Origin of the sequence: Amycolatopsis tucumanensis (genome assembly GCF_021654135.1) — a bacterium.
Classification (GTDB): domain Bacteria; phylum Actinomycetota; class Actinomycetes; order Mycobacteriales; family Pseudonocardiaceae; genus Amycolatopsis_E; species Amycolatopsis_E tucumanensis.
The window spans coordinates 155,724-177,319 of sequence record NZ_JAKGSD010000006.1 but is presented as its reverse complement, the minus strand read 5'-3'; the positions used below and the strand labels follow the sequence as shown (position 1 = coordinate 177,319).

The window sequence follows — 21,596 nt, the reverse complement described above, 5'->3', positions numbered from 1 at the left end:
CGGGGGGTGGCCCGGGCCTTCGCCTGTAGTGCATCCGGCGACCTTCGGAAAGGTCGAATCGATTAATCGGATGATGCTGTTACGACCCCTGGGTTAATACCGCGTAAAGCACCTGTGGTCGCCCTCACAGGAAGCGGACGCACCGCCTCTGACCAGGCATTCTGGAATCACCACGTCAGGCGACTCCACGGAGGTGACCCTTGACGGTGGATATTGATCAGGAAATCGCCGCCCCGCGCGCCGTCGCGCATCCGCCCGCTCTGGAACCGCTCGACGCGCTCGAATGGTCGCAGGCCGTGGAGTTGCCCCGGATCGTGGCCACCGCGACGAGACCGGCGGAGATCCGGCGCGCGTGGATCCACCGCGCCGCCGAAGCCGAAGTGCTGGCGTTGTTCCGCGCCGTGAGCGCCCGGGGCGAGATGATCCCGGCGCCCTGGTGGCTGCGGGCCCTCGCGGAGGGCAGGCTGGACTCGCGGGAGACCGGTTTCCGCATCGAGGACCGGGTGGCGCAGCTGCTGTCCCGGCGCCCCGGCTGGGAGTACGTGCCGTGGGCCGCGGACGGCGAATCCGGGTACTGGGAGTTCATGCCGTCGGAGAACGGGCGCTCCGGGCACAAGATCCCCACCACGATCCTGACCACCAGCCGCCACGACGGGTGGATCGACGTGTTGCCGGCCCACACCGGCACGACGCCGTCGCCGATCGCCGTGAACGGGGTCGGCGGCCTGCGCTCCCGGTTGGGGGAGTTCGAGGCCGTCCGCTAGGGGCTTTCCTCTGGAGAAGTGGCGGAGCCGCTTGCACCACTCGGGCAGCCGGCACCGCCGCGGGTTTGAACGGGCATAGCCGCGCGGAGCGCGTCCACCAGGGGTGGTGGTCGGGGATTCATGAGGAGGCGATCCCGCAGCCAGGGGCCGCCTTGACCGAGGCTGTCACGCGTAAGCGTGTCCGTTGAGGGCGGTGGCGGGCTGGCGGGAGGGGCCGCTACCCGCACCGCCACGCAGGCCGCATCAGGGACGGCAGCTAACTTGGGCGGGTGGAGAGCGAGCACGAACCCCGCCTGCGGAGTGTCGTTTCATACGTGCAGCGTGGCGGCCGGATGACGGTCGGCCAGCAGCGTGCCTGGGAGCGCCAGTGGGCGGACATCGGGCGCAGGGTGGCCGACCTGCCGCCCGGTCCGATCGACTTCGCCGGGTGGTTCGGCCGCCCGGCTCCGGTGCTGCTGGAGATCGGTTCCGGCATGGGTGAGACGACCGCGCAGCTCGCGGCCGCCGAGCCGGAGGTCAACTACGTCGCGGTCGAGGTGTACGAGGCCGGTCTCGGGCAGCTGATGCTGCGCGCCGAGCGGCTCGGCCTGGAGAACCTGCGCCTGCTGCACGGCGACGCGGTGATCGCGCTGAAGGAGCACATCGAGCCGGACTCGCTGTCCGGGGTGCGGATCTTCTTCCCGGACCCGTGGCCGAAGAAGCGCCACCACAAGCGCCGGCTGGTGCAGCCGGACTTCGTCAAGCTGGTGGCGTCGCGGCTGGCGCCGGGCGGGATCCTGCACATGGCCACCGACTGGGAGCACTACGCCGAGCAGATGCTCGAGGTGTGCTCCGCCGAGCCCGCGCTGCGCAACCGCTTCGACGACTGGGCGCCGCGGCCGAGCTGGCGGCCCGTCACCAAGTTCGAGCATCGGGCCGACCAGGAGGGCCGGATCAGCCGGGACCTGATCTTCGAACGCGTGGGCTGACCGGCCGCCCCTCCCCCGACGAGGGGCGGCCGGACCAGCTCATTCGTCGGCCAGCGGTTCCGCGCGCACCCGGTTCAGGGCCGGGGTGCAGACCGACGCGGCGAGCACCGCCACGGCGAACCCGAGCACCACCGGCGCGACCAGCCACGGGCTGATCACCGCCGAGGCGTTCTGGGATTCCTGAATGATCGAGAACAACCCGAGGCCCGCGATCATTCCCAGCAGCCCGGACCCGATCGTGGCGACCAGCGCGGGCAGCGCGGCCTCCATCCGCAGCGCCCTGGACAGCACCCGGGTCGGCGTGCCGGCCGCCATCAGCGCCCCGAACGTGCGGCGCCGGTCCATCACCGATCCGGCGGTCGCGATCGCCGCGCTGCACCCGGCCAGGATCGCCGCGACCGTCACCCCGATGACGGTGACGCGCCGCAGGTCGTCCAGCTGGTCGCGCTGGCCGTCCAGGTACAGCTCCCGGCTGTACACGCTTTCGCCGCCGGCCGCGCCGACCAGCGCGGTGCGCACCAGCTCGCGGTCGGCCGGCGTGGTGTCGACGGCGACCCGCGAGTACGACGGCACCACTCCGGCCGGCATGACGGCCGGGTCGATGATCAGCGGCGCGTACCCGTCGTCGTCGGTCTGCGTCATCGGCTTGACCGCGGTGCCCGCGGCGAACGGCACGCCTTCGGCGTCGTAGTCGCCTGCCACCCGGAAGCCGCCGAGCTCCAGGTCGTGGGTGCTGTAGATCCCCGGCCCGGTGCAGGCGGCCTGCACGCGGAAGACCTTGACCGCGTCCGCGCAGGGGACGACCACGCCGGTGTAGGTGGAGCCGTTCACCGACTTCAGCGTCACCTCCGGCATCGACACCGCGCGGGCGGGCAGGTTGTAGCGCTCCAGCGTCGCGTTGGCCTGTGCGGCGATCGTCCCCGCCCGTTCCCCGGAGGTGTCCACCGACAGCACCGAGTCGCGGTAGGTCCCGCCGCCACCGGTCATCGCGTCGAAGCTGGGCATCAGCGTCAGCGCCATCGACCCGGTGAACACGGCGAGCACGACCCCGGCCGAAGCGCGGTAGGCGCCGCGCGGGTCGTTGCGCAGCCGGCGCCCGGCCAGCAACGCGGACGGCTTGCGCCAGCGGCTCACGAAGAACCCGCCGATCACCGCCGTCACGTACGGCCCTACCAGCATCGCCGAGGCGATCATCAGCGCGAGCCCGAGCAGGATCAGGTTGACGTCGTCGCCCTGCTCGATCGCGAAGAAGAAGAACAACGCGGTCGCCGGCAGCGAGAGCAGGCGCCACCAACGCAACGGCTTCGGCGTGTGCTGCACGACCGCCCCGACCGGGTTGCTCACCACCCGCCGCAGCCCGAGCACGGCGGCCAGCAGCACCAGCGCGGGCACCGCGACCAGCACGAACACGGTCAGCCCGATCGGCACGCGGAAGTCACCGGCGAGCCAGGTGCCGCCGTCCCACGGCACCAGCCGGGCCAGCGACCACAGCAGCGGGCTGATCGCCCAGCCGAGCAGCGCGCCCGTGACCGCGGCGATCCCGGTCTCGGCCGCGGTGATCGACACGACCTGTCCCGGTGTCGCGCCGGCCAGGCGCAGGGCCGCCAGCCGCTGCTCGCGGCGGGCCGCGATGAGCCGCGCCGAGGAGGCCACCAGCACCAGGCTCGGCACCAGCAGCACCACGACCCCGACCCCGGCCAGCAGGGTGAGCAGCGCGTCCACCCTCGCCTCCGACGGCGGCACGAACCCGTTCCGCTCGTTCGCGTTCGCCGGCATCGTCTCCGGGGTGTGCCCGACCAGCGCGACGAGCTGGTCCGGGAACCGCAGGGCGTCCTCGCCGAGGGTGCCCACCACCTTGCCGGGGAACCGGTCGGCCAGCTGCGAGGCGGGCAGCCGGTTCATCGCCTGGTACAACTCCGGCGACACCAGCACCTCGCCGGGCGCCGGGAACTTCGGCACCCCGGCGGGCAACGCGACCCCGTTGGCGAGCTGGGCCACGTCCACGCGGTCGATCCGCCTGCCATCGAAGTAGTCGGCGCTCGACGAGATCGACAGGGTCGGCGTGCCGCCGTCACGGGAGCCGTACTGCTCCTGCCACACCGCGCGCTCGGCGCGGGCCTGCGTCGCGTACGGCAGGCTCAGCAGCAACAGGACCAGACCCGTGGCCACCGCGACCCCCACCGCGGTGAGCAGGGTGGCGGTCCTGGTCCGCCGGTCCGCCCGCAGAACCTTGAACGCCAGCTGGACCGGGCTCACGGCAGCACCCCCACCTGCTCCGCGATGCGCCCGTCCCGGATGGTCACCGTGCGCGGCAGCGACGCGGCGAGCTCCACGTCGTGCGTCACGATGACCACCGACGTGCCCGAGTCCGAGGCCGCGACCAGCAGGGCGTCCATGGTGTCCTTGCCGGTGCGGGTGTCCAGCGCGCCGGTCGGCTCGTCGGCGAAGATCACCTTCGGCCGGTGCGTCAGCGCGCGGGCGATCGCGACCCGCTGCGCCTGGCCGCCGGACAGCTCACCGGGGCGGGACCCCTCCCGGCCCCGCAGCCCGAGCCGGCCCAGCCACTCCCGTGCCGCGCCGATCGCCTCGCGGCGCTTGGCGCCCCCGAGCAGCATCGGCAGCGCCACGTTCTCCTCCGCGGACAGCTCGGCCACGAGCATCCCCTGCTGGAACACGAAACCGAACTCGGTGCGCCGCAGCTCGCTGCGCTTGGTCTCGGACAGCTGGTCGACACGCCTGCCGTCCAGCAGGATCTCGCCGCCGTCCGGCCGCAGGATCCCGGCCAGCACGTGCAGCAGCGACGTCTTGCCCGACCCCGACGGGCCGACGACGGCGAGCGCCTCCCCGGCGTGGACGTCCACGTCGACGCCGGCCAGCGCCACCTGCTCGCCGTACCGCTTGACGAGCCCCCGCCCGGACAACACGACACTCCCTTGTGGAGTCATGAACCTTCCCCTTCCGTTGTTCCCGCACAGCAGGTTCACAGGTGGGGCGGGGTGCCCGTATCGGCCGATCGGCCGATACGGGGTGGCCGGGCGGCCAAGGTGCGGGGGCGCGCGGATCCTCTACCGTTCCGTTGTGCCGTTCTCCGATCGCGTGACCTCGGCCTGGCGATGGCTGGGTCTCGAAGGCGTCCTGCTGCTCGCCGCCTTCCTGTGCGATCTCGCGGTGGTGCTGCCGGCCAGTGTGGACTCGCTTGGGCCGCGGGGCCGGGATCTCCTGCTGCTGCCCGGGATGGTCGCGCTGGGCGCGTGCGCGTTGTGGGCGCGGACGCGGCCCGCGGTGGCCGTGTTCGCGGGCGCCGCGACGTTGTTCGCGTCGACCTTCCTGATCCGGGCGACCGACGCGGCGGCGTATACGACGCTGCTGAGCAACGTGTCGCTGAGCGAGACCGTCGCCGGGCTGGAGCTGGTGTTCTTCTGCGTGCGGCGGGTGCGGTGGGCGGAGTCCATCATCGGCACCGCCACGCTGGTGCTCGCCACCCTGTTCGCCACCGCCTACCGCAACGGCTCGGGCAGTCGCGGGCTGAGCGAGACGATGCTGCTCGGCATGGTGCTGCTGGTCGCCGTGGTGCTCACCGGGCTGCAGTTCCGGCGCGGGCAGGCGCCGCGCAAGGAGAGCGCGGTGCGTGACCTGGTGCGCGAGCAGTGGCCTCTGATCGGCGCGCTCAGCCTGCCCGTCTTCCTGGAGCTGTACCAGCTGCTGGACAGCAACATCCGGGCGCTGCCCGCGCTGACCTGCTCGCTCGCCGCGGCCGCGACGGCCGTGTACGCGACCCGCCGCCCGCTGCGCGCCGGCTTGCTGCTCGCCGGGATCATCTTCGCCACCTCGGCTGCGCTGTGGATCGCGCCGCGGCAGTACCTGCTGGGCTACGGCGCGTTGCCGTTCACCGAGATCGTCGCCGGGATCATCGTCGTGGTCCTGCTGGTCCGGTCGGTCGAGCCGAAGCGGGCGTGGGGCGCGATCGCGCTGATGTCGGCCGCGGTCGCGTTCACCACGCTCACCACGGTGGTCAGCGGCCGGGGCCGGGCGGACATGTCGGACCTGCGCGACCTGGTGATCGCCGCGGTGCTCGTGCTCGGGATCGCGGTGGCCGCCGGGCTGTACTTCCGGGCCCGCGACTCCGAGCGGCGCAAGGTGGTCGAGGCCGCGGTCGCCGACGCGCAGAACTCCGAGCGCATGGCGCTGGCGCGGGAACTGCACGACCTGGTGGCGCACCACGTCACCGGGATCATCGTGCAGGCGCAGGCGGCGAAGGTGATCGCCGACCAGAACCCGAAGGTCGCGCTGGAGGTCATCGAACGCATCGAGGCCGCGGGCACCGAGGCGATGACCGCGATGCGGCGGCTGGTCGGCAGCATGCGCGCGGGCGGGGAGGCGGTCACCGACCAGGCCACCATGGACCTGGACGCGGACCTGCGGCGGCTCGTCGAGGCCGGGCACCACGGCGTCCCCACCGAGGCCGACGTGCGGGTGCCCGCGGACCTGCCGCAGGAGGTGGCGCGCTCGGCGCTGCGGCTGGTTCAGGAGTCCCTGACGAACATCGGCAAGCACGCGGCGGGCGCGACGCGGGCGTGCGTGCTGGCCGAGGTCCGGGACGGCGAACTGCACATCCGGGTGGCCGACGACGGACACCAAGTGGTGACGCGTCCGGCCGGAGGTTCCGGGGGATACGGTCTCGTCGGGATGCGCGAGCGGGTCGAGCTGCTGCACGGCCGGCTCGCCGCGGGCCCGGCGCCGGACGGGGGCTGGGTGGTGGAGGCGTGGTTGCCGGTGGAGGAAGAGGCTTGATTCGCGTACTGATCGCCGACGACCAGAGCATGGTGCGCATGGGGTTCCGGATGATCCTCGACGCGCAGGACGACATCGAGGTGGTCGCCGACGTCGAGGACGGTGTCGCGGCGGTGACGAAGGCGCGTGAGCTGCGGCCGGACGTGTGCCTGCTGGACATCCGGATGCCCGGGCTGGACGGGCTGGAGGTGACGCGCCAGCTGGCCGGGCCGGACGTCGCCGACCCGCTGAAGGTCGTGGTGGTGACGACCTTCGACCTGGACGAGTACGTGCACACCGCGCTGCGCAACGGCGCGAGCGGCTTCCTGCTCAAGGACGCCGGCCCGGCGCTGCTGATCGAAGCGATCCGGGCCGCCCACCGCGGCGACGCGCTGGTGTCGCCGCAGGTGACGGTGCGGCTGCTGAAGCACTTCGAGGGCGCGTCCGCCAGGCGGCAGGTCGATCCGCCGAAGGAACCGCTGACCGCGCGTGAGCTGGACGTGGTGAAGGCGGCGGCCCGCGGCCTGACGAACACCGAGATCGGCGCCGAGCTGTACATGTCCCTGTCGACGGTGAAGACGCACCTGGCCGCGGTGCAGGGCAAGGTCGGCGCACGCAACCGCGTCGAGGTCGCGGCCTGGGCGTGGCGCAGCGGGCTGGTGGACTAGCCGCGCAGGGTGCAGGCTGTCCGTTCATGGGGCGCAGGGCGGCGTGGGTGGTTTCGGTCGTCGCGGCGGCCGGTCTCGGGGCCTGCTCGACAACCGACAGCGACAGGCCGACGCCGGCGCCGACGACGGCGGCACCGACCGCGGACCCGCTGGAGCCGCTGGCCGCCTGCGCCGTCCTGGACCAGCTGCTCGCCGGACAGGGGTTCACGCCGGGCAGGCCGATCGGCGTGCGGAACGAGTGCGGCGCGTCCAGGCCGGGTTACGGCACCGTGAGCATCGCCCTTGAGCACGAGCAGGGGGAACCGGCAGAGGCGGCGCCGCTCGACGTCAACGGCCGCAAGGCGCTGATCGGCCAGTTCACCGGCCCCGGCACGTGCGAGGTCGTGCTCGACGTCCCCGGGCACGCCCCGGCCGCGACGACCGTCGTGCTGCTCTCCGCCGACCTGCAGGCGGAGGCGTGCGCGGCGGCTCAGGACCTGGCCACCAGCCTCGAACCCATGCTGCCGCGCTGAGTCACTGCGCCGTCCAGCCGCCGTCGACCGGGAGCAGGGCGCCGGTGACGAAGCTCGCCGCGTCGGAGGACAGGAACGCCACCGCTTCGGCGACCTCGTCGGCCTTGCCGATGCGGCCGATGGGGTGGGCGGGGCCGAACGAGGCGAGCATTTCGCGGCCGTTGTCGACCACCCCCTCCATGATGTCGGTGTCGATGACGCCCGGCAGGACGGCGTTCGAGCGGATCCCCACCGGTCCGCCTTCGATGGCCAGCACCCGCGTCATCTGGGCCAGCGCGCCCTTCGACGCGGCGTAGGCGGTCTGCGTCTCGAACGCCACCACCGACGACACCGACGCGATCGACACGATGGCCCCGCCACCGGCGGCCGCCATCACGCGGAACGCCTCCCGCGCCTGCACGAAGTTGCCGCGCGCGTTGACCCGCAGGATCGCCTCGAAGTCCTCGACGCTCGTTTCGGTGACCGGCTTGTTCAGCGTCCGCCCGGCGTTGTTCACCAGCACGTCCAACCGCCCGAACCGCTCCACCGCAAGCCGCATCGTGGCGCGGGCCAGTTCCTCGTCCGCGACGTCGCCGGTCAGCACCGCCACGTCGTCGGCGGCCAGCTCGTGCACGGACTCCCGCAGATCGGTGACGACGAGGCGCGCGCCCCGCGAGCGCAGCAACTCCGCGCACGCCCGGCCGATGCCGCGCGCCGCGCCGGTGACGACGGCGACCCGCCCGGTGAGATCGAGTTTGCTCATGGCACCGACCGTGGCCCGGGTGGCCGGACCGTGGCAGGGCGCGGTCTTCCTGGGAGCGCTGCACCCAGGTAGCACCGCCGCCGCGGACCTACGATCACGTCATGGCACGGTCCGAACTCGGCGACTTCCTCAGCTCCCGGCGGTCCCAGGTGCGCCCGGACGAGGTCAACCTCCCCAGCACCGGCCAGCGCCGCGTGCCCGGCCTGCGCCGCGAGGAGGTGGCGCTGCTGGCCGGCGTCAGCGTGGACTACTACGTCCGCCTGGAGCAGGGCCGCGAGCGCACCCCGTCGGCGCAGGTGGTCGACGCACTGGCCGCCGCGCTCCGCCTCGGCGAGGACGGCCGCCAGCACCTGTTCCGCCTCGCCGGGCTCAGCCCGCGCACCCGGCTCACCGCGGTGCCCGCTCGCGTCGATCCAAGCCTGCTGCAGCTGATGAGCGCCTGGCCGGACAACCCCGCCATCGTCTACAACCTCGCCTACGACGTGCTCGCCTCGAACGCGATCGCCGACGCGCTCTTCCACGACTGGGCGCACTCGCGCAACCTGATGCACGTCGTGTTCACCGACCCGGCCGCGCGCACCTTCTACCGGGACTGGCACGAGGTGGCGCGCAACTCGGTCGCCGGTTTCCGGCTCGGCTACGGCAAGAACCCGGACGACCCGCGGGTCCGGCAGGTGCTCGCCGAGCTCCTCGCGGCCAGCCCGGAGTTCGCCGAGCTGTGGACCGGTCACGACGCCCGAGGCAAGAGCCTGGAGCGCAAGGAGTTCGTGCACCGCGAGGTCGGCCCGCTGACCCTGACCATGCAGACCTTCGACGTCCGGTCCAGTCCGGGGCAGGAGCTCGTCGTCTACCACGCCGAACCGGGTTCGCCGAGCGCCGAGGCCCTCGCGCTGCTCGGGTCGCTGGCCGCCACGGCCCGGCAGGAGACCTAGAATCCCAGGATGCCGCAACGCTTCCGCGCCCCCGTCGTCCTGCCCTGCGATCCGGCCTGCTCGGTCATCCGGGACGGCGTGGTGGACGTCGGCGACGACGGGCGAATCACGTTCTGCGGTCCCGCGGCCGAGGCGCCCGGCGATCTGCCGGTCACCGAGCTGACCGGGATCCTGCTGCCCGGCCTGATCAACGCGCACGCGCACAGCCCGATGACCCTGCTCCGCGGCATGGGCGGCGACCTGCCGCTGTTGCGCTGGCTCAACGAGATCATCTGGCCTGCCGAGGCGAAGCTGCGCGCGGAGGACGTGCGTGCCGGGATGCTGCTCGGTTCGGTCGAGATGCTCCGGCACGGCGTCACCACGAGCGCGGAGATGTACTTCTTCGCCGAGCAGATGGCCGAGGCGGTGCTGGAGACCGGTGCGCGGGCGGTGCTCGGCGGCCCGATCATCGACCTGCCCGGCGTCGACTGGCGGCGCATGATCGAGGTGGCGGACCGCTGGATCGACGCCGACGGTCTGCGGTTCGGCCCCGGTGAGCGGATCGAGCTGTCCTACGCGCCGCATTCGGCGTACATGCTGCCGGTCGAGGCGCTGCGGCAGGTCACCGAATCCGCCGCGGCGCGGGGTGCGCTGGTGCAGATCCACGTGGCCGAGGCGGCGGACGAGGACGCCCGGCAGCGCGCGGAGTTCGGCTCGGTGCCGCAACTGCTGGAGGAGGTCGGCATGCTGGGCGGGCGGGTACTCGCCGCGCACGCCGTCCACCTGTCCGATCAGGACATCGCGTTGTTCGCCGCGCGCGGGACCGGGGTGGCGCACTGCCCGGGGTCGAACGCGAAGCTGGCGTCCGGCATCGCGCGGCTGACGGACCTGCGGGCGGCGGCGGTCGCGGTCGGGCTCGGCACGGACGGCCCGGCCAGCAACGACGACCTCGACCTGTGGGAGGAGGTCCAGCTCTCCGCGATGCTCGCCCGGCTGTCCACACAGGACTCGACCGCGCTGCGGGCGAAGGACGCGCTGCTGCTGGCCACCCGCGGCGGCGCGGACGCGCTGAGCCGGACCGACATCGGCGCGCTGGAGCCCGGCCGCTGGGCCGACTTCGTGCACGTGGACCCGGACGGCCCGGCGTTCGCGACCGGCCTGGACGAGCCGGACGAGCAGGTGATCTCGAACCTGGTGTGGGCGTCGGGGTCGCGGCAGGTCCGGGACGTCTGGGTGGCAGGCGAACAGGTGGTGTCGGACCGGGAGCCGGTGCACGTCGACCGCGGCAAGGTCCAGTCCGCCGCCCGCGATGCGGCCGCGCGCTTGCGCGCCTAGCACCGCAGGCGAGACTGGCTGCGGGGCGCTCGGCCACCTCGGCGCCGCCACCCGCTTGCGTGGCCTAGTGGAACAACGACGCGTGCGCGACCGCCCACTCGACGAACGGAATGCCCGGGCGGCCCAGCACCCGTGAGGTCGCCGCACGCTTGCGCGCCTGACGGTCAACGAGGCGCGCGGCCGCCCACTCGGCGTGGGCCGTGCCCGGACACCCTAGACGCCGCGGGCGAGATCGGCTGCGGATACTCCGCCACCTCGGCGCCGCCGCGCGCTTGCGCGCCTAGTGGAACAACGACACGTGGGTGGCCGCCCACTCCGCGAACGACAACCCCGGGCGGCCCAGCACCCGCGATGCGGCCGCACCTCGCGAGCCGCACGGACAACGACGCGTGCGCGGTCGCCCACTCGGCGAACCTCACGCCCGCCCAGCGTTCGCGGCCGCGGCACGTCCGTCCACTCGGCGCGCGCCGCCAACCGCGCGCCCCGCCTAGCGGAACAACGACGCGTGCGCGGCCGCCCACTCGGCGAACCTCATGCCCGGGCGGCCCAGCACCTGCGACACCGCAGGCGAAACCGGCTGCGGGTGCTCCGCCATCTCGGCGCAACCGTCCAGGTACCAGGCGGCCGCGTCCGCGCCCATCGTCTCCGTCAGGTCGGCCAGTGCGTCCGCGTGGGAGACCTCGACCAGCGGGATCTCCCGCCCCAGCGCCTGCCCGATCTGCTCCACCAGCTCCGCGCGGGTGAGCGTCTCCGGCCCGGTCAGCCCGTACGCCGCGCCTTCGTGGCCGTCCTCCAGCAGGGCCTTCGCCGCGACGGCCGCGATGTCCTCCAGCGCGATCGGCGCGTTCGCCGCCCGCGGGTACGCCTCGCGCACCTCGCCGCGGCTCCGGATCTGGTCGGCCCAGATCGTCGTGTTCGTCATGAACTCGCCGGCTTCCAGGTGCGTCCACGGGATGCCGGAGTGCTCGACCGCCTTCTCGATGTCGTACCACCAGCTGCCCTCCGGCCCGGCGAGGTCGACGATCCGCGTCACGCCGGCCTCCCTGGCCAGCTCGGTCACCTCCCGCACCGTCCGGGTCAGCGGCGCCAGGTACATCCGGTCCACGCCCTCCAGCGCGCGGGGCAGCGTCTCGACGCGCCCGAGGTAGCCCTCGACGACCTCCACCTCGGGCGGCAGCGCGGCCCGCACCGGATCGGTGGTGAGCGCCCGCACCTCGGACGCGCCCGCGGCGAGCAGCTCGTCCACCACCAGCCTGCCCACGTTGCCCGTCGCGCCGGTCACCAGGATTCGCATTTCGCCCTCCCCAGAGTGGAACATCTGTGTTCCACAACAGTACTCCCGCGACCCAATATGGCAAGGCGGTAGTTTGTCGCCGTGAGCACCCGCGACCGGACCCGCAGCGCCATCCTCAGCGCCGCCGCGACCCTCCTCGGTCGCGACTACCAGGCCAAACTCGCCGAGATCGCCGACGCGGCCGGGGTCGGGCGGACCACCCTGCACCGCTACTTCCCGGATCGCGCGACCCTGATCAAGGCCGCGGTCGAGGACTCGATCGCCGCCATCGAGGCCTCCGTCGCCGACGCCGCCATCGACCGGGGACCGGCGCTGGACGCCATGCGCAGGCTGGTCGCCGCGATGGTGGCGGTCGGGGACCGGCTGGTCTTCCTGTTCGGCGACCCGCGGGTGCTGGCCGAGCACGGCCCGGACGGCGGCACGCCGCCGGACGATCCGGTGATCGCCCTCATCGAACGCGGGCAGGCGGAGGGCGTGTTCGACCCCGGGCTCACTCCACAGTGGATCCAGCGCGTGCTGTGGGCGCTGGTGTACACCGGGCACACCGAGGGCGAGCTGTCCGGCGTGCCCCGGCACGGCATTGTGGACACCGTGGTCAAAACGTTGCACAACGGAATCGCGCGATCTTGATCTTCGCGGCCGGTTCACCCCCGCTCACACGCTCGTTCACCGCCCGTTCCCGCCCGCTGGCTTACATCGGAGCACGTGTGGGGAGTTCTTGACGCCGAGCCGGATGAGCTGAACAAAGCCGCAGGTCACTTAGGTGACGTACTGGCCAAATTGGACGATTCGCCGCTCGCCGGGATCGTGGCGACGGCGGACGTCTACGGCGACCCCGCTCTGGCGAGCAGGCTCGGCGAGTTCACCGGGCTGGCACGCATCGCCGCGCGCTTGCTGCAGGAGCGGGTCGGCCTGACGGGCACCGCGCTGCGGGACACGGCCACGCTGTTCCAGGGCACCGAGCTCGACAACGAGGCCGCCATCCGCCGGGCCGGGCGGTGAGCGCGGAGCTCGGCTCCACCGACGATCCCCGCGCGCTCGTCCCCGGCTCTCCGGACACGATCGTCGAGCACGTCCGCACCCTGCTCGACCAGGCGAAGCAGTTCGAGGGCGTCGGCTCCGGGCTGGCCGGCTTCGGCGTGCCGGGCTGGCAGGGCGCGGCCTCCGACGCCTTCGGCGAGCTGGTCGACCTGCTGCCTCCGCAGTGGCTGAAGGCGGCCGACAGCCTGGCGGCCGCCGCGGGCGGGCTGAGCCGCTACGCCGACACGCTGCGCTGGGCGCAGGAGCAGGCCCGGGAGGCGATCGAGCTGTGGAACGACGGCCGCCGCGCTCTCGAGCGAGCCGCCGAGGACGCCGCGGAAGAAGCGGTGCGGCAGGGTGAGCAGCTCCAGCAGCAGGCGCGGGAAGTGCTCGACCGGGCGCGTGACCAGCTGGAACGCGAAGCCGTCGACGCCGCGCGGGTCATCGGCACGATCGAGGCCGCGGCCGGCAGCGCGATCGGCGGTCTCGTCGACGCGATCACCAGCGGGTGGGACGCCAGTGGCAGCTCGTCGATCAAGACGTGGGAGAACGGCAGCAAGTTCATCCCGCCGGAGCACGGCAAGCTGGGCCGCTACCGCTACTACGCCTACCTGCTGCACCAGGTCGCCGAGGGCAAGCTCCAGAAGGGCGACCTGACGCTCACCGGCAAGGTCGAGACCATGGTCGGCATCGAGACCAACCTCCAGGCGGCGCTGAACAACAAGGGCCTCATCCTGGAGGCCGAGACCATCGACGGCGTCAAGAGCACCGCGACCGGCCGCGCCGACTACGGCGTCCTCGGTCTCGACGGCAAGGCGGAAGGCATGTTCGGCGTCCGCGGCCGCGCCGGGCTCAAAGCCACGAAGGAAGTGGTCGAGGCCAAGGCCGGCGTGTTCGCCGGGGCGCGCGGCAGCGTGCGTGGCGCCGTCGACGTCGGCGGCGTCGGGGCGGGCGCGACAGCGGAGGGCTGGGCCGGTCTCGGCGCCGAGGCCGGGTTCACCGTCGGCAAGGGCGAGGACGGCAAGTTCCACATCAAGGGCAACGCCGGGGCGGCGCTCGGGATCGGCGGCGAGGTCGGGTTCGACCTGCAGGTCGACGGGCACAAGGTCGCGGAGACCGCGAAGTCGGCCGCGAACGCGGTCGGCGACGGCATCGAGGCCGCAGGCGAAGGCATCAAGGACTTCGGCGAGGACGTCGCCGACGTCGGCAAGTCCCTCAAGGGGTTGTTCGGATGACACTGCCCGTTCCGGTCCACTTCGGACTGCCCGACGGCTGGGAACCGGTGCCGTCGCGGGACGCCGCCTTCGCCGCGGTGCGGTCGGCCACCGCCGGGATCATGTTGACCGGCGGGATGTGGCCGGTCGCCACGCCGTTGCGCGAGGTCGCCGCCGAATCCGCGGAGGAACTGCGCGAAACGGCCGACGAGGTGACCGTGCTCAGCGGTGAGGAGATCGGCGACGGCGGTTTCGTGCAGGAACTGCGGTTCACGGTCGGCGACGAAACGTTCGTGCGCAGCGAGGTCCACCTCGCGATGGGCGAGGGGGCGGGACAGCGCGCCGTCGTCCGCGCCGTGCTGACCTGCACGCGCGCGGAGTTCGACGCGCTGGCCGGCGACTTCCGCGAGTTCGTCGGCTCACTCGGCCCCGACGTCTAGTGCGGGCGGGGCCGGATGGTCACGTCGGAGATGTGCGCGTCCGGGCCGGCGGTGACCGCGGACAGCACCGCCGCGGCGACCGAATCCGGCCGGAGGTACTGGTCCGGGGCGTACTCCTTGCCCTCGCCCGCGATGATCGCCTGCTGCATCTCGGTGTCGGTCCGGCCGGGGTAGACCGAGGTGACGCGGATGCCGGGCTCCTCGGCGCGCAACGCGTCGGCGAACGCGCGGACCGCGTGCTTGCTCGCCGCGTACGGGCCCCAGCCGGCGCGGGCGGACAGGCCCTGGCCGGAGTTGATGATCACCACGTGCCCGTGCGCGGCCCGCAGCGCGGGCAGCAGCAGCCGGGTCAGCTCCGCCACGGCGACGACGTTGACCTCGAAGTTCTTCCGCCACGCCGAGGGCGCGGCCTGCTCGACGGTGCCCAGCTCAGCCGTGCCCGCCGAGTGGACGAGCACGTCCAGGCGGTCGATGCCGGCGACCGCCGCGCGCACGCCGTCGAGGTCGCTCAGGTCCACCGGCCACGGCTCGGCGTTCGCCGACTCGGCGGCCTGTTCGGCGAGCGCGTCGACGTCGCGGCCGCCGAGCAGCACGCGGTACGCAGGCGCGAGGGCGCGGGCGACGGCGGCGCCGATCCCGCGGGAGGCACCGGTCACGATGGCGAGGGGACTTTCCGGCATGCCCCTACGTTAGGTGGTTGATCCCGGACCGCTGGAGGAGATCCCGTTGTCGCAGTCCCTCCGCGCCCGGCGGGCGCGCCACGCCCGGGTCTCCGCCGCGTTGGCGCAGCTCAGCGACCCGCGGCTGACCGCGTCGCTGGAGTCCGCCCGGCCGCTCGGCGCGGGCATCGGCGGCACCACCTGGCTCGCCGACGTCGGCGGGGTGCCGGTCTTCGTGAAGCGGGTGCCGGTCACCGAGGTCGAGCTGGCGCGCCCGGGTTCGACCGCCGACCACTACGGGCTGCCGGTGTGGTCGCACTACGGGGTCGGCTCGGCAGGCGGCGGGGCCTGGCGCGAACTGGCCGCGCACGTGCTGACCAGCGACGACGTGCTCGCCGGCGGCAGCGAGAACTTCCTGCTGCTGCACCACTGGCGCGTCCTCGACGCCGGGCCGCGGCCGGTGCCGACCGCGGCCGAGCGGGCGGAGCGGGTCGCGTTCTGGCACGGCCACCCGGGCGTGCGGCGGCGGCTGGAGGCGCTCGCCGCGGCGCCGGCCGACCTGGTGCTGTTCCTCGAACACGTGCCGCACGACCTGCACGGCTGGATGCACGAGGGCGCGTGCGGGATGGCCGAACGGGACCTGACCGGCATCACGCGGTCGCTGAGCCGGCTCGGGTTGTGGCACTTCGACGCGCACTTCGGCAACACCCTCACCGACGGCGAACGGCTCTACCTCACCGACTTCGGGCTGGCGGCCGCGTCCCGGTTCGACCTCACCACCGCCGAGCGCCGGTTCCTCGCCGACCACGCGACCCACGACCGGAGCTACGTGCTCACCCACCTGGTGAACTGGATCGTGCGCGCACTCGGCGGCATCGCCGACGTCCCGCTGCGCAACACGGCCATCCGCACCGGCGACCTCCCCGCGCTGCCACCCGCGGCGGCGGACGTCGTGCGACGGCACGCGCCGGTCGCCGCGCTCGTCAACGACTTCTACTTCCGCCTGCACACCGAGAGCCGGATGACGCCGTACCCGCGCCACGAGATCGAACGTGTTCTGGGCAGATCTTGACGAACCACTCGAACGTGGCATGCAATGCGGGGATGTCGACGAGGACCATCGCCGAGGGTGACCGCGTGCTGGGCAAGGTCGCGCTGCGGATCATGCCCTTCCTTGCCCTGCTGTACTTCGTGAACTACCTGGACCGCGTCAACATCGGCTTCGCGGGGCCGAACGGGATGAACACCGAGCTCGGCCTGACCGCGACCGCGTTCGGGTTCGCCTCCGGGATCTTCTTCCTCGGCTACCTGACGCTCGAGGTGCCCAGCAACCTGGCGCTGCACCGGTTCGGCGCGCGCCGGTGGCTGGCCCGGATCATGATCACCTGGGGGATCGTCGCGACGGCGCTGGCGTTCGTGCCCAACCCCACGACGCTGGTGATCATGCGGTTCCTGCTCGGCGTCGCCGAGGCGGGCTTCTTCCCCGGCATCATCCTGTACCTGACGTACTGGTTCCCGGCGGCTCAGCGGGCCAAGGCCGTCGCCCTGTTCATGGCCGCCGTGCCGGTGTCGTCGGCGATCGGGGCGACCGTGTCCAGCCTGCTGATCGCGCACGGGCACGGCGTGTTCGGGCTGTCCGGGTGGCGGTTCATGTTCCTCGTCGAGGGCATCCCGGCGATCCTGCTCGCGTTCGCGACCTGGTTCTACCTGACCGACCGCCCGGAGCAGGCGAAGTGGCTCACCGAGGACGAGCGCCGCTGGCTGACGACCGAACTGGACAACGAGCGCAAGGCGACCGAGGCCGAGCACCACTGGCCGCTGCGCAAGGCGCTGACCCACCCGCGCATCCTCGGCCTGGCATTCGTGTACTTCGCGATCGCCTACGGCCTGTACGCGCTGGGCTTCTTCCTGCCGACGATCATCGCCGGGTTCGGCCAGGAGTTCGGCACGAAGCTGTCCACCGTGCAGGCCGGGCTGGTCACCGCGATCCCGTACGTCATCGCCGCGGTGGTGATGGTCTTCTGGGCGCGGCACGGCGACCGCACGCGGGAGCGGAAGTGGCACGTCGCGCTGCCGATGATCGTCGGCGGCGTGGCCATCCCGGTCGCGCTGTACCTGGGCAACCCGTACGCGGCGATGGTCGCGGTGACGATCTGCGCCGTGGGGGTGTGCGCGGCGCTGCCGACGTTCTGGGCGCTGCCCTCGACGTTCCTCTCCGGCGCGGCGGCCGCGGGCGGCATCGCGCTGATCAACTCGCTGGGCAACATCTCCGGCTTCGCCGCGCCGTACGTGACGGGCTGGCTGCGGGACCTGACCGGGTCGCAGCGGACCGGCCTGTGGGTCGTCGGCGCCTGCATGCTCGCCGGGGCGCTCGTCGCGCTGGTGCTGGGCGCGCGGCCGCGGTCGGATTTCGCTCGAACGGTCGACTCACGGCCCTGAACGTGGAACTCGCGGAGCCCGGGGAGCTTGGTCCCCGGGCTCCGTCGTGCCGTCAGCGGCGCTTGCGCCACACCGAAACCACCGCCGGGCGGGGCAGGTTGTCGCCGCCGTCCGGCCAGTGCGACTGCGGGTTCTGCACGGTGCCGCCCTCACCGGGGTGCTGCACCGCGACCGTGACGAAGTCGCTCGTCACGTTGGGGCCGCAGGTCTCCGCGCCGATCGGCACCGTGAGGAACTGCTTGACCTGGCCGCGGTTCGGGCCGTCGACCGGCACCGCGAACAGGCCGTCGTTCATGCCCAGCGCGTTGCCGTCGGTGGAGATCCACAGGTTGCCGTACGGGTCGAACGCCACGTTGTCCGGGCAGGAGATCGGGCTGACCTGGTCCTTCGGGAAACCGCCGAAGTAGGTGTCGGCCGTGGCCGGGTCACCGCAGACCAGCAGCAGGCGCCAGGAGAACTTCGTCGAGGCCGCGTCGCCGCGGTCCTCCTCCCACTCCAGCACGTGGCCGTTCTTGTTGCCGATGCGCGGGTTCGCCTCGTCGACGCCGGCCTTACCCGCCGCGCCGCGGTCGCTGTTGTTGGTCAGCGCGGCGTAGATGCGGCCGTTGACCGGGTTCGGCTCGATGTCCTCGGGACGGTCCATCTTGGTCGCGCCCGCCTTGTCCGCGGCCTGGCGCGTGAAGACGTAGACCTCCTCGGCGGTGAATCCGTCCACGAAGGACTTGTCGCCGCTGGCCAGCGGGATCCACTCGCCGCGGCCGTCGAACTCGCCGTCGGACGGGAGCTTGCCGGTGCCGTCGATCTGGCTCGCCGGGCTGTCGCCGGTGAACTTGCCGACGTACAGCGTGCCCTCGTCGAGCAGCGCCGAGTTGTGGCGGCGGGCGTGGGCGCTGGTGCCCGGCTTGTACTTGCCCTTCGACACGAACTTGTAGATGTACTCGAAGCGCTCGTCGTCGCCGGAGTAGACGGCGACCCGGCCGTCCTTGGTGATCTTGACGTTGGCGGCCTCGTGCTTGAAGCGGCCCAGCGCGGTGTGCTTGATCGGCGTCGAGTTCGGGTCGTTGGGGTCGATCTCGACGACCCAGCCGAACCGGTTGACCTCGTTGGGCTCCTGCGGCACGTCCCAGCGCTTGTCGAAGCGCTCCCACTTGCGGGTCGAGGTGCCCTTGCCGATGCCGTAGCGGGTCAGCCGCGCCTGCTCGACCGGGTCGGTGATCTTGTCCGAGTTGGCGAAGTACTGGTGGAAGTTCTCCTCGCCGGACAGCACCGTGCCCCACGGCGTCACGCCGCCGGCGCAGTTGTTCTGGGTGCCGCGCACCTTGGTGCCGGTCGGGTCGGCGGAGGTCTTCAGGTACTTCGAGCCCGCGGCCGGGCCGCGCACCTCGAAGGTGGTGTCCAGGGTGATGCGGCGCCCGTAGCGGCTCGGCACGACCTGGAGGCCGCCGTCGCGCTGCTTCTCCACGAGCACGACCGACAGGCCGTGCGCCGCCCAGCCGATCTTCACCTGCTCCTCGGTCGGGTTCGCCGAGTCGTACTGGCCCGCCGGGAACATCTGCGTCTCGGTCGTGTACTCGTGGTTCACGACCATCAGGAAGCGCTTGCCCTGGCGGTCCTGCGGGATGAGCCCGACGAAGTCGTTGTTGTAGCCGAACTGCTTCGCCTGCGCGGCCGCGGTCTGCTTGGTGATGTCGAACTTCGGCGCGCCGGTGACGACCGGGTCGCCCCAGCGGATCACGACGTTCTGCTCCCAGCCGTCGGGGATGACGACCGCGTCGGCCTTGTTCGGCGCGACCGGGGTGAAGTCCGTGCCGGGCACGGGGCGGCCGGGGCGCTTGCCTGCCAGCGCGGGCGGGACCGCGGCGGAGGCGGTGGCGCCGGCGTTCAGCGCGGCGAACCCGCCGGCCGCGGCGGCCATGACCGCGCCGGCCTTGAACGCGCCGCGGCGCGACATGCCCTTGACGACGTCACCGAAGTACTCGTTCGAAGACTCGTTGGGCGCTTCGTGAGCGCACTGGTTGCCGCAGCGGTAGATGCACGTGGTGGCGGCCCGGCCGCTCGTGTGGGTAAGGAGGGGCAGCAGCCGCCCGGGGGTGAAGGACACCTGGTCTCCAGTCACTCAGTCAGGGGAAACGCTGGTGACGTTAAGCGACAGAGGCCAGGTGTCCTCAAACTACAGGTGAACGGCAGTCAAAGCTCTTCCCCGACGAGAGCTGCCTCACGCGGCACGCGGTGCGGATCCGCGCTGTTCGTCCGGACCGCGAGGAGACCCCCGGCCAGCACGCACAGGACCGCGGCGATGACGAACGGGGCGTGCTCCGACCCGAGCCATTCGGCGACGTGCCCGACGAGGGTGGCGGCCACGGCGCCGCCGAGCCAGCGGCAGAAGTTGTAGCCCGCGCTGGCCACCGGACGGGGCGCGCCGCTGATCGACATCGCGGTGCCGGTGAACAGCGTGTTCAGCAAACCGGAGACCAGCCCGGACACGATCACGCCGACCACGATCACCGGCTTGCTCGGCACCACGAGCACCACCATCAGTACCGCGTAGCCGAGCACGGACACCACGGTCGCGTGCCGCTCGCCGAGCCGGGCGGCCAGTTTCGGCGCGAGCACCACCCCGGCGACCGCGACGCACAGGCCCCAGCCGCAGAAGATCAGCCCGACCGCGACGGCGCTCCAGTCCAGCACGAACGGCGTCCACGCCAGGACGGTGAAGAACGCGGCGGTGTAGAACGCCGAGCCGATCGAGGTGCGCAGCAGGCCGGCGTGCTTCAGCGCGCGCAGCGGGTCGAGCAGCCGGATCGGGTCGCGCTTCTCGTGCTTGTCCCCGGCCAGGAAGATCGAGCACAGCACCAGGGCGGCTGCCATCAGCACGGCGGTGCCGACGAACGGGCCGCGCCAGGAGATGCTGCCGAGCAGGGCGCCGAGCAGCGGCCCGACCGCCAGGCCGACGCCAAGCGCGGCCTCGTAGAGCAGGATCGCGCCGGCCTGCCCGCCGGTCGCGGCGCCGACGATCACTGACAGCGCGGTGGCGATGAAGAACGCGTTGCCAAGGCCCCACACGGCGCGCAGGGCGACGAGCTGTTCGATCGACCCGGCCGCGGCGCACAGCGCGGTCGCGACCACGATCAGCGCCAGCCCGGTGAGGACCGTCCGCTTCGGACCGAACTTCGCGCTCGCCGCGCCGGTGACCAGCATCGCGATCACCTGGACGCCCAGGTAGGACGAGAACAGCAGCGTCACCTGGGACGGCGTGGCGTGCAGCCCCTCGGCGATGGACAGCAGGATCGGGTCCACCAGTCCGATCCCCATGAACGCGATGACCGCGGCGAACGCCGTGATCCACACCTGCTTGGGCTGGTTCTTCAGCGCGTCCAGCAGGCTCCCGTGACTGTGACTGCTCATGCGAGCAGCTCCTCCTTCTTGACCGGATCGATGAGCCTCCGCAAGGCCGGCAGCGCGGCGTCGATCGCGTCGCGGTCGGCCGGATCCAGGGCGGCAAGGCGCTCGCGCAGGAACTCCTCGCGGGCCGTGATCAGGTCGGTCACGTACCGCGTGCCCGACTCGGTGGCCTCGATGAGCACCGCGCGCCGGTCGTCCGGATCGGGGCGCCTGCTCACCAGGCCGAGCCGCTCCAGCCTGCGGACCAGATCCGTCATCGACGGCTGCCGCACGCCCTCCAGCTCGGCGAGGACGCTCATGCGTCGCGGGCCGCCGTGGACCAGCTCGCTGAGCACCGATCCCTGGGTCAGGGTGAGCTGGTGCTGCGGGGTCAGCCGCCGGACCACGTAGTAGAGGCGGAAGACCAGCGGGCGCAGCTCGTGCGCGAGCTCTGCTACTCCTGGATTCACTTAGCTATA

Annotated in this window: 21 protein-coding genes; 13 read left to right on the top strand and 8 right to left on the bottom strand. The window is 72.4% G+C overall.

The window, feature by feature from the left end; genetic code table 11:
* The first annotated feature begins 200 nt into the window (after nt 1-200).
* Nucleotides 201-764, top strand: a complete 564-nt coding sequence (locus L2C96_RS09560; RefSeq protein ID WP_237335887.1) for a hypothetical protein — start codon at nt 201-203, stop codon at nt 762-764.
* A 269-nt stretch (nt 765-1,033) separates the two neighbouring features.
* Nucleotides 1,034-1,732 (top strand): tRNA (guanosine(46)-N7)-methyltransferase TrmB, encoded by a 699-nt coding sequence (gene trmB, locus L2C96_RS09555; protein WP_237335886.1) that lies wholly within the window; start codon nt 1,034-1,036, stop codon nt 1,730-1,732.
* A gap of 39 nt (nt 1,733-1,771) precedes the next feature.
* Here trmB and L2C96_RS09550 read toward each other — a convergent pair whose 3' ends face one another.
* Both L2C96_RS09550 and L2C96_RS09545 read right to left on the bottom strand, forming a co-directional pair.
* The gene (locus tag L2C96_RS09550) at nt 1,772-3,988 is read right to left on the bottom strand and encodes an FtsX-like permease family protein (protein ID WP_237335885.1); all 2,217 of its coding nucleotides are present in this window, start codon (nt 3,986-3,988) and stop codon (nt 1,772-1,774) included.
* Nucleotides 3,985-4,677 (bottom strand): ABC transporter ATP-binding protein, encoded by a 693-nt coding sequence (locus L2C96_RS09545; protein WP_027936616.1) that lies wholly within the window; start codon nt 4,675-4,677, stop codon nt 3,985-3,987. The genes L2C96_RS09550 and L2C96_RS09545 overlap by 4 nt, the downstream gene beginning before the upstream one ends.
* Before the next feature lie 133 nt (nt 4,678-4,810).
* Between L2C96_RS09545 and L2C96_RS09540 the strand changes: the two genes are divergently transcribed.
* Genes L2C96_RS09540 through L2C96_RS09530 form a run of 3 tightly spaced genes read left to right on the top strand, consistent with a single transcriptional unit; the run spans nt 4,811 to nt 7,682 of the window.
* Nucleotides 4,811-6,523, top strand: coding sequence for a sensor histidine kinase (locus L2C96_RS09540; RefSeq protein WP_237335884.1), 1,713 nt, complete (start codon nt 4,811-4,813; stop codon nt 6,521-6,523).
* Nucleotides 6,520-7,170, top strand: coding sequence for a response regulator (locus L2C96_RS09535; protein WP_020423002.1), 651 nt, complete (start codon nt 6,520-6,522; stop codon nt 7,168-7,170). Before L2C96_RS09540 ends, L2C96_RS09535 begins: the two co-directional genes overlap by 4 nt.
* A gap of 26 nt (nt 7,171-7,196) precedes the next feature.
* Entirely contained in the window at nt 7,197-7,682 is a 486-nt protein-coding gene (locus L2C96_RS09530; protein WP_020423003.1) for a cupredoxin domain-containing protein, read from the top strand.
* 1 nt (nt 7,683) lies between these two features.
* On the opposite strand, the gene L2C96_RS09525 is transcribed toward L2C96_RS09530, so the two are convergent.
* Complete coding sequence (locus tag L2C96_RS09525) at nt 7,684-8,424, bottom strand: SDR family NAD(P)-dependent oxidoreductase (protein ID WP_237335883.1); 741 nt, start codon at nt 8,422-8,424, stop codon at nt 7,684-7,686.
* A gap of 101 nt (nt 8,425-8,525) precedes the next feature.
* Between L2C96_RS09525 and L2C96_RS09520 the strand changes: the two genes are divergently transcribed.
* Together L2C96_RS09520 and L2C96_RS09515 are read left to right on the top strand one after the other, a co-directional pair.
* On the top strand, nt 8,526-9,356 hold the full coding sequence (locus L2C96_RS09520; RefSeq protein WP_020423005.1) for a helix-turn-helix transcriptional regulator: 831 nt from the start codon (nt 8,526-8,528) through the stop codon (nt 9,354-9,356).
* Nucleotides 9,357-9,365: 9 nt separating this feature from the next.
* Nucleotides 9,366-10,670: an amidohydrolase family protein gene (locus L2C96_RS09515; RefSeq protein WP_237335882.1), complete on the top strand. Its 1,305-nt coding sequence runs from the start codon at nt 9,366-9,368 to the stop codon at nt 10,668-10,670.
* 487 nt (nt 10,671-11,157) lie between these two features.
* On the opposite strand, the gene L2C96_RS09510 is transcribed toward L2C96_RS09515, so the two are convergent.
* Nucleotides 11,158-11,964, bottom strand: coding sequence for an NAD(P)H-binding protein (locus tag L2C96_RS09510; protein WP_237335881.1), 807 nt, complete (start codon nt 11,962-11,964; stop codon nt 11,158-11,160).
* Nucleotides 11,965-12,045: 81 nt separating this feature from the next.
* On the opposite strand from L2C96_RS09510, the gene L2C96_RS09505 reads away from it, so the two are divergent.
* From L2C96_RS09505 to L2C96_RS09490, 4 genes are all read left to right on the top strand, one after another.
* On the top strand, nt 12,046-12,594 hold the full coding sequence (locus L2C96_RS09505; RefSeq protein WP_237335880.1) for a TetR/AcrR family transcriptional regulator: 549 nt from the start codon (nt 12,046-12,048) through the stop codon (nt 12,592-12,594).
* 150 nt (nt 12,595-12,744) lie between these two features.
* Entirely contained in the window at nt 12,745-12,966 is a 222-nt protein-coding gene (locus L2C96_RS09500; protein WP_020423010.1) for a hypothetical protein, read from the top strand.
* Nucleotides 12,963-14,219: a putative T7SS-secreted protein gene (locus L2C96_RS09495; RefSeq protein WP_237335879.1), complete on the top strand. Its 1,257-nt coding sequence runs from the start codon at nt 12,963-12,965 to the stop codon at nt 14,217-14,219. Before L2C96_RS09500 ends, L2C96_RS09495 begins: the two co-directional genes overlap by 4 nt.
* Entirely contained in the window at nt 14,216-14,638 is a 423-nt protein-coding gene (locus L2C96_RS09490) for a hypothetical protein (protein WP_020423012.1), read from the top strand. The genes L2C96_RS09495 and L2C96_RS09490 overlap by 4 nt, the downstream gene beginning before the upstream one ends.
* Here the strand turns inward: L2C96_RS09490 and L2C96_RS09485 are convergent.
* Nucleotides 14,635-15,318: an SDR family oxidoreductase gene (locus L2C96_RS09485; RefSeq protein ID WP_020423013.1), complete on the bottom strand. Its 684-nt coding sequence runs from the start codon at nt 15,316-15,318 to the stop codon at nt 14,635-14,637. The two genes, L2C96_RS09490 and L2C96_RS09485, sit on opposite strands and share 4 nt — an antisense overlap.
* 13 nt (nt 15,319-15,331) lie before the next feature.
* Here L2C96_RS09485 and L2C96_RS09480 point away from each other — a divergent pair, with 13 nt between their 5' ends.
* Nucleotides 15,332-16,369, top strand: coding sequence for a BUD32 family EKC/KEOPS complex subunit (locus L2C96_RS09480; protein ID WP_237335878.1), 1,038 nt, complete (start codon nt 15,332-15,334; stop codon nt 16,367-16,369).
* Between the two features lie 32 nt (nt 16,370-16,401).
* Nucleotides 16,402-17,736 (top strand): MFS transporter, encoded by a 1,335-nt coding sequence (locus L2C96_RS09475; protein ID WP_237335877.1) that lies wholly within the window; start codon nt 16,402-16,404, stop codon nt 17,734-17,736.
* Between the two features lie 52 nt (nt 17,737-17,788).
* Here L2C96_RS09475 and L2C96_RS09470 read toward each other — a convergent pair whose 3' ends face one another.
* The 3 genes from L2C96_RS09470 to L2C96_RS09460 form a co-directional block, all read right to left on the bottom strand.
* Complete coding sequence (locus L2C96_RS09470; RefSeq protein WP_237335920.1) at nt 17,789-19,837, bottom strand: PhoX family protein; 2,049 nt, start codon at nt 19,835-19,837, stop codon at nt 17,789-17,791.
* A gap of 86 nt (nt 19,838-19,923) precedes the next feature.
* The gene (locus L2C96_RS09465) at nt 19,924-21,141 is read right to left on the bottom strand and encodes an MFS transporter (RefSeq protein WP_237335876.1); all 1,218 of its coding nucleotides are present in this window, start codon (nt 21,139-21,141) and stop codon (nt 19,924-19,926) included.
* The gene (locus L2C96_RS09460; RefSeq protein ID WP_237335875.1) at nt 21,138-21,587 is read right to left on the bottom strand and encodes a MarR family winged helix-turn-helix transcriptional regulator; all 450 of its coding nucleotides are present in this window, start codon (nt 21,585-21,587) and stop codon (nt 21,138-21,140) included. The genes L2C96_RS09465 and L2C96_RS09460 overlap by 4 nt, the downstream gene beginning before the upstream one ends.
* Nucleotides 21,588-21,596: the final 9 nt, after the last annotated feature.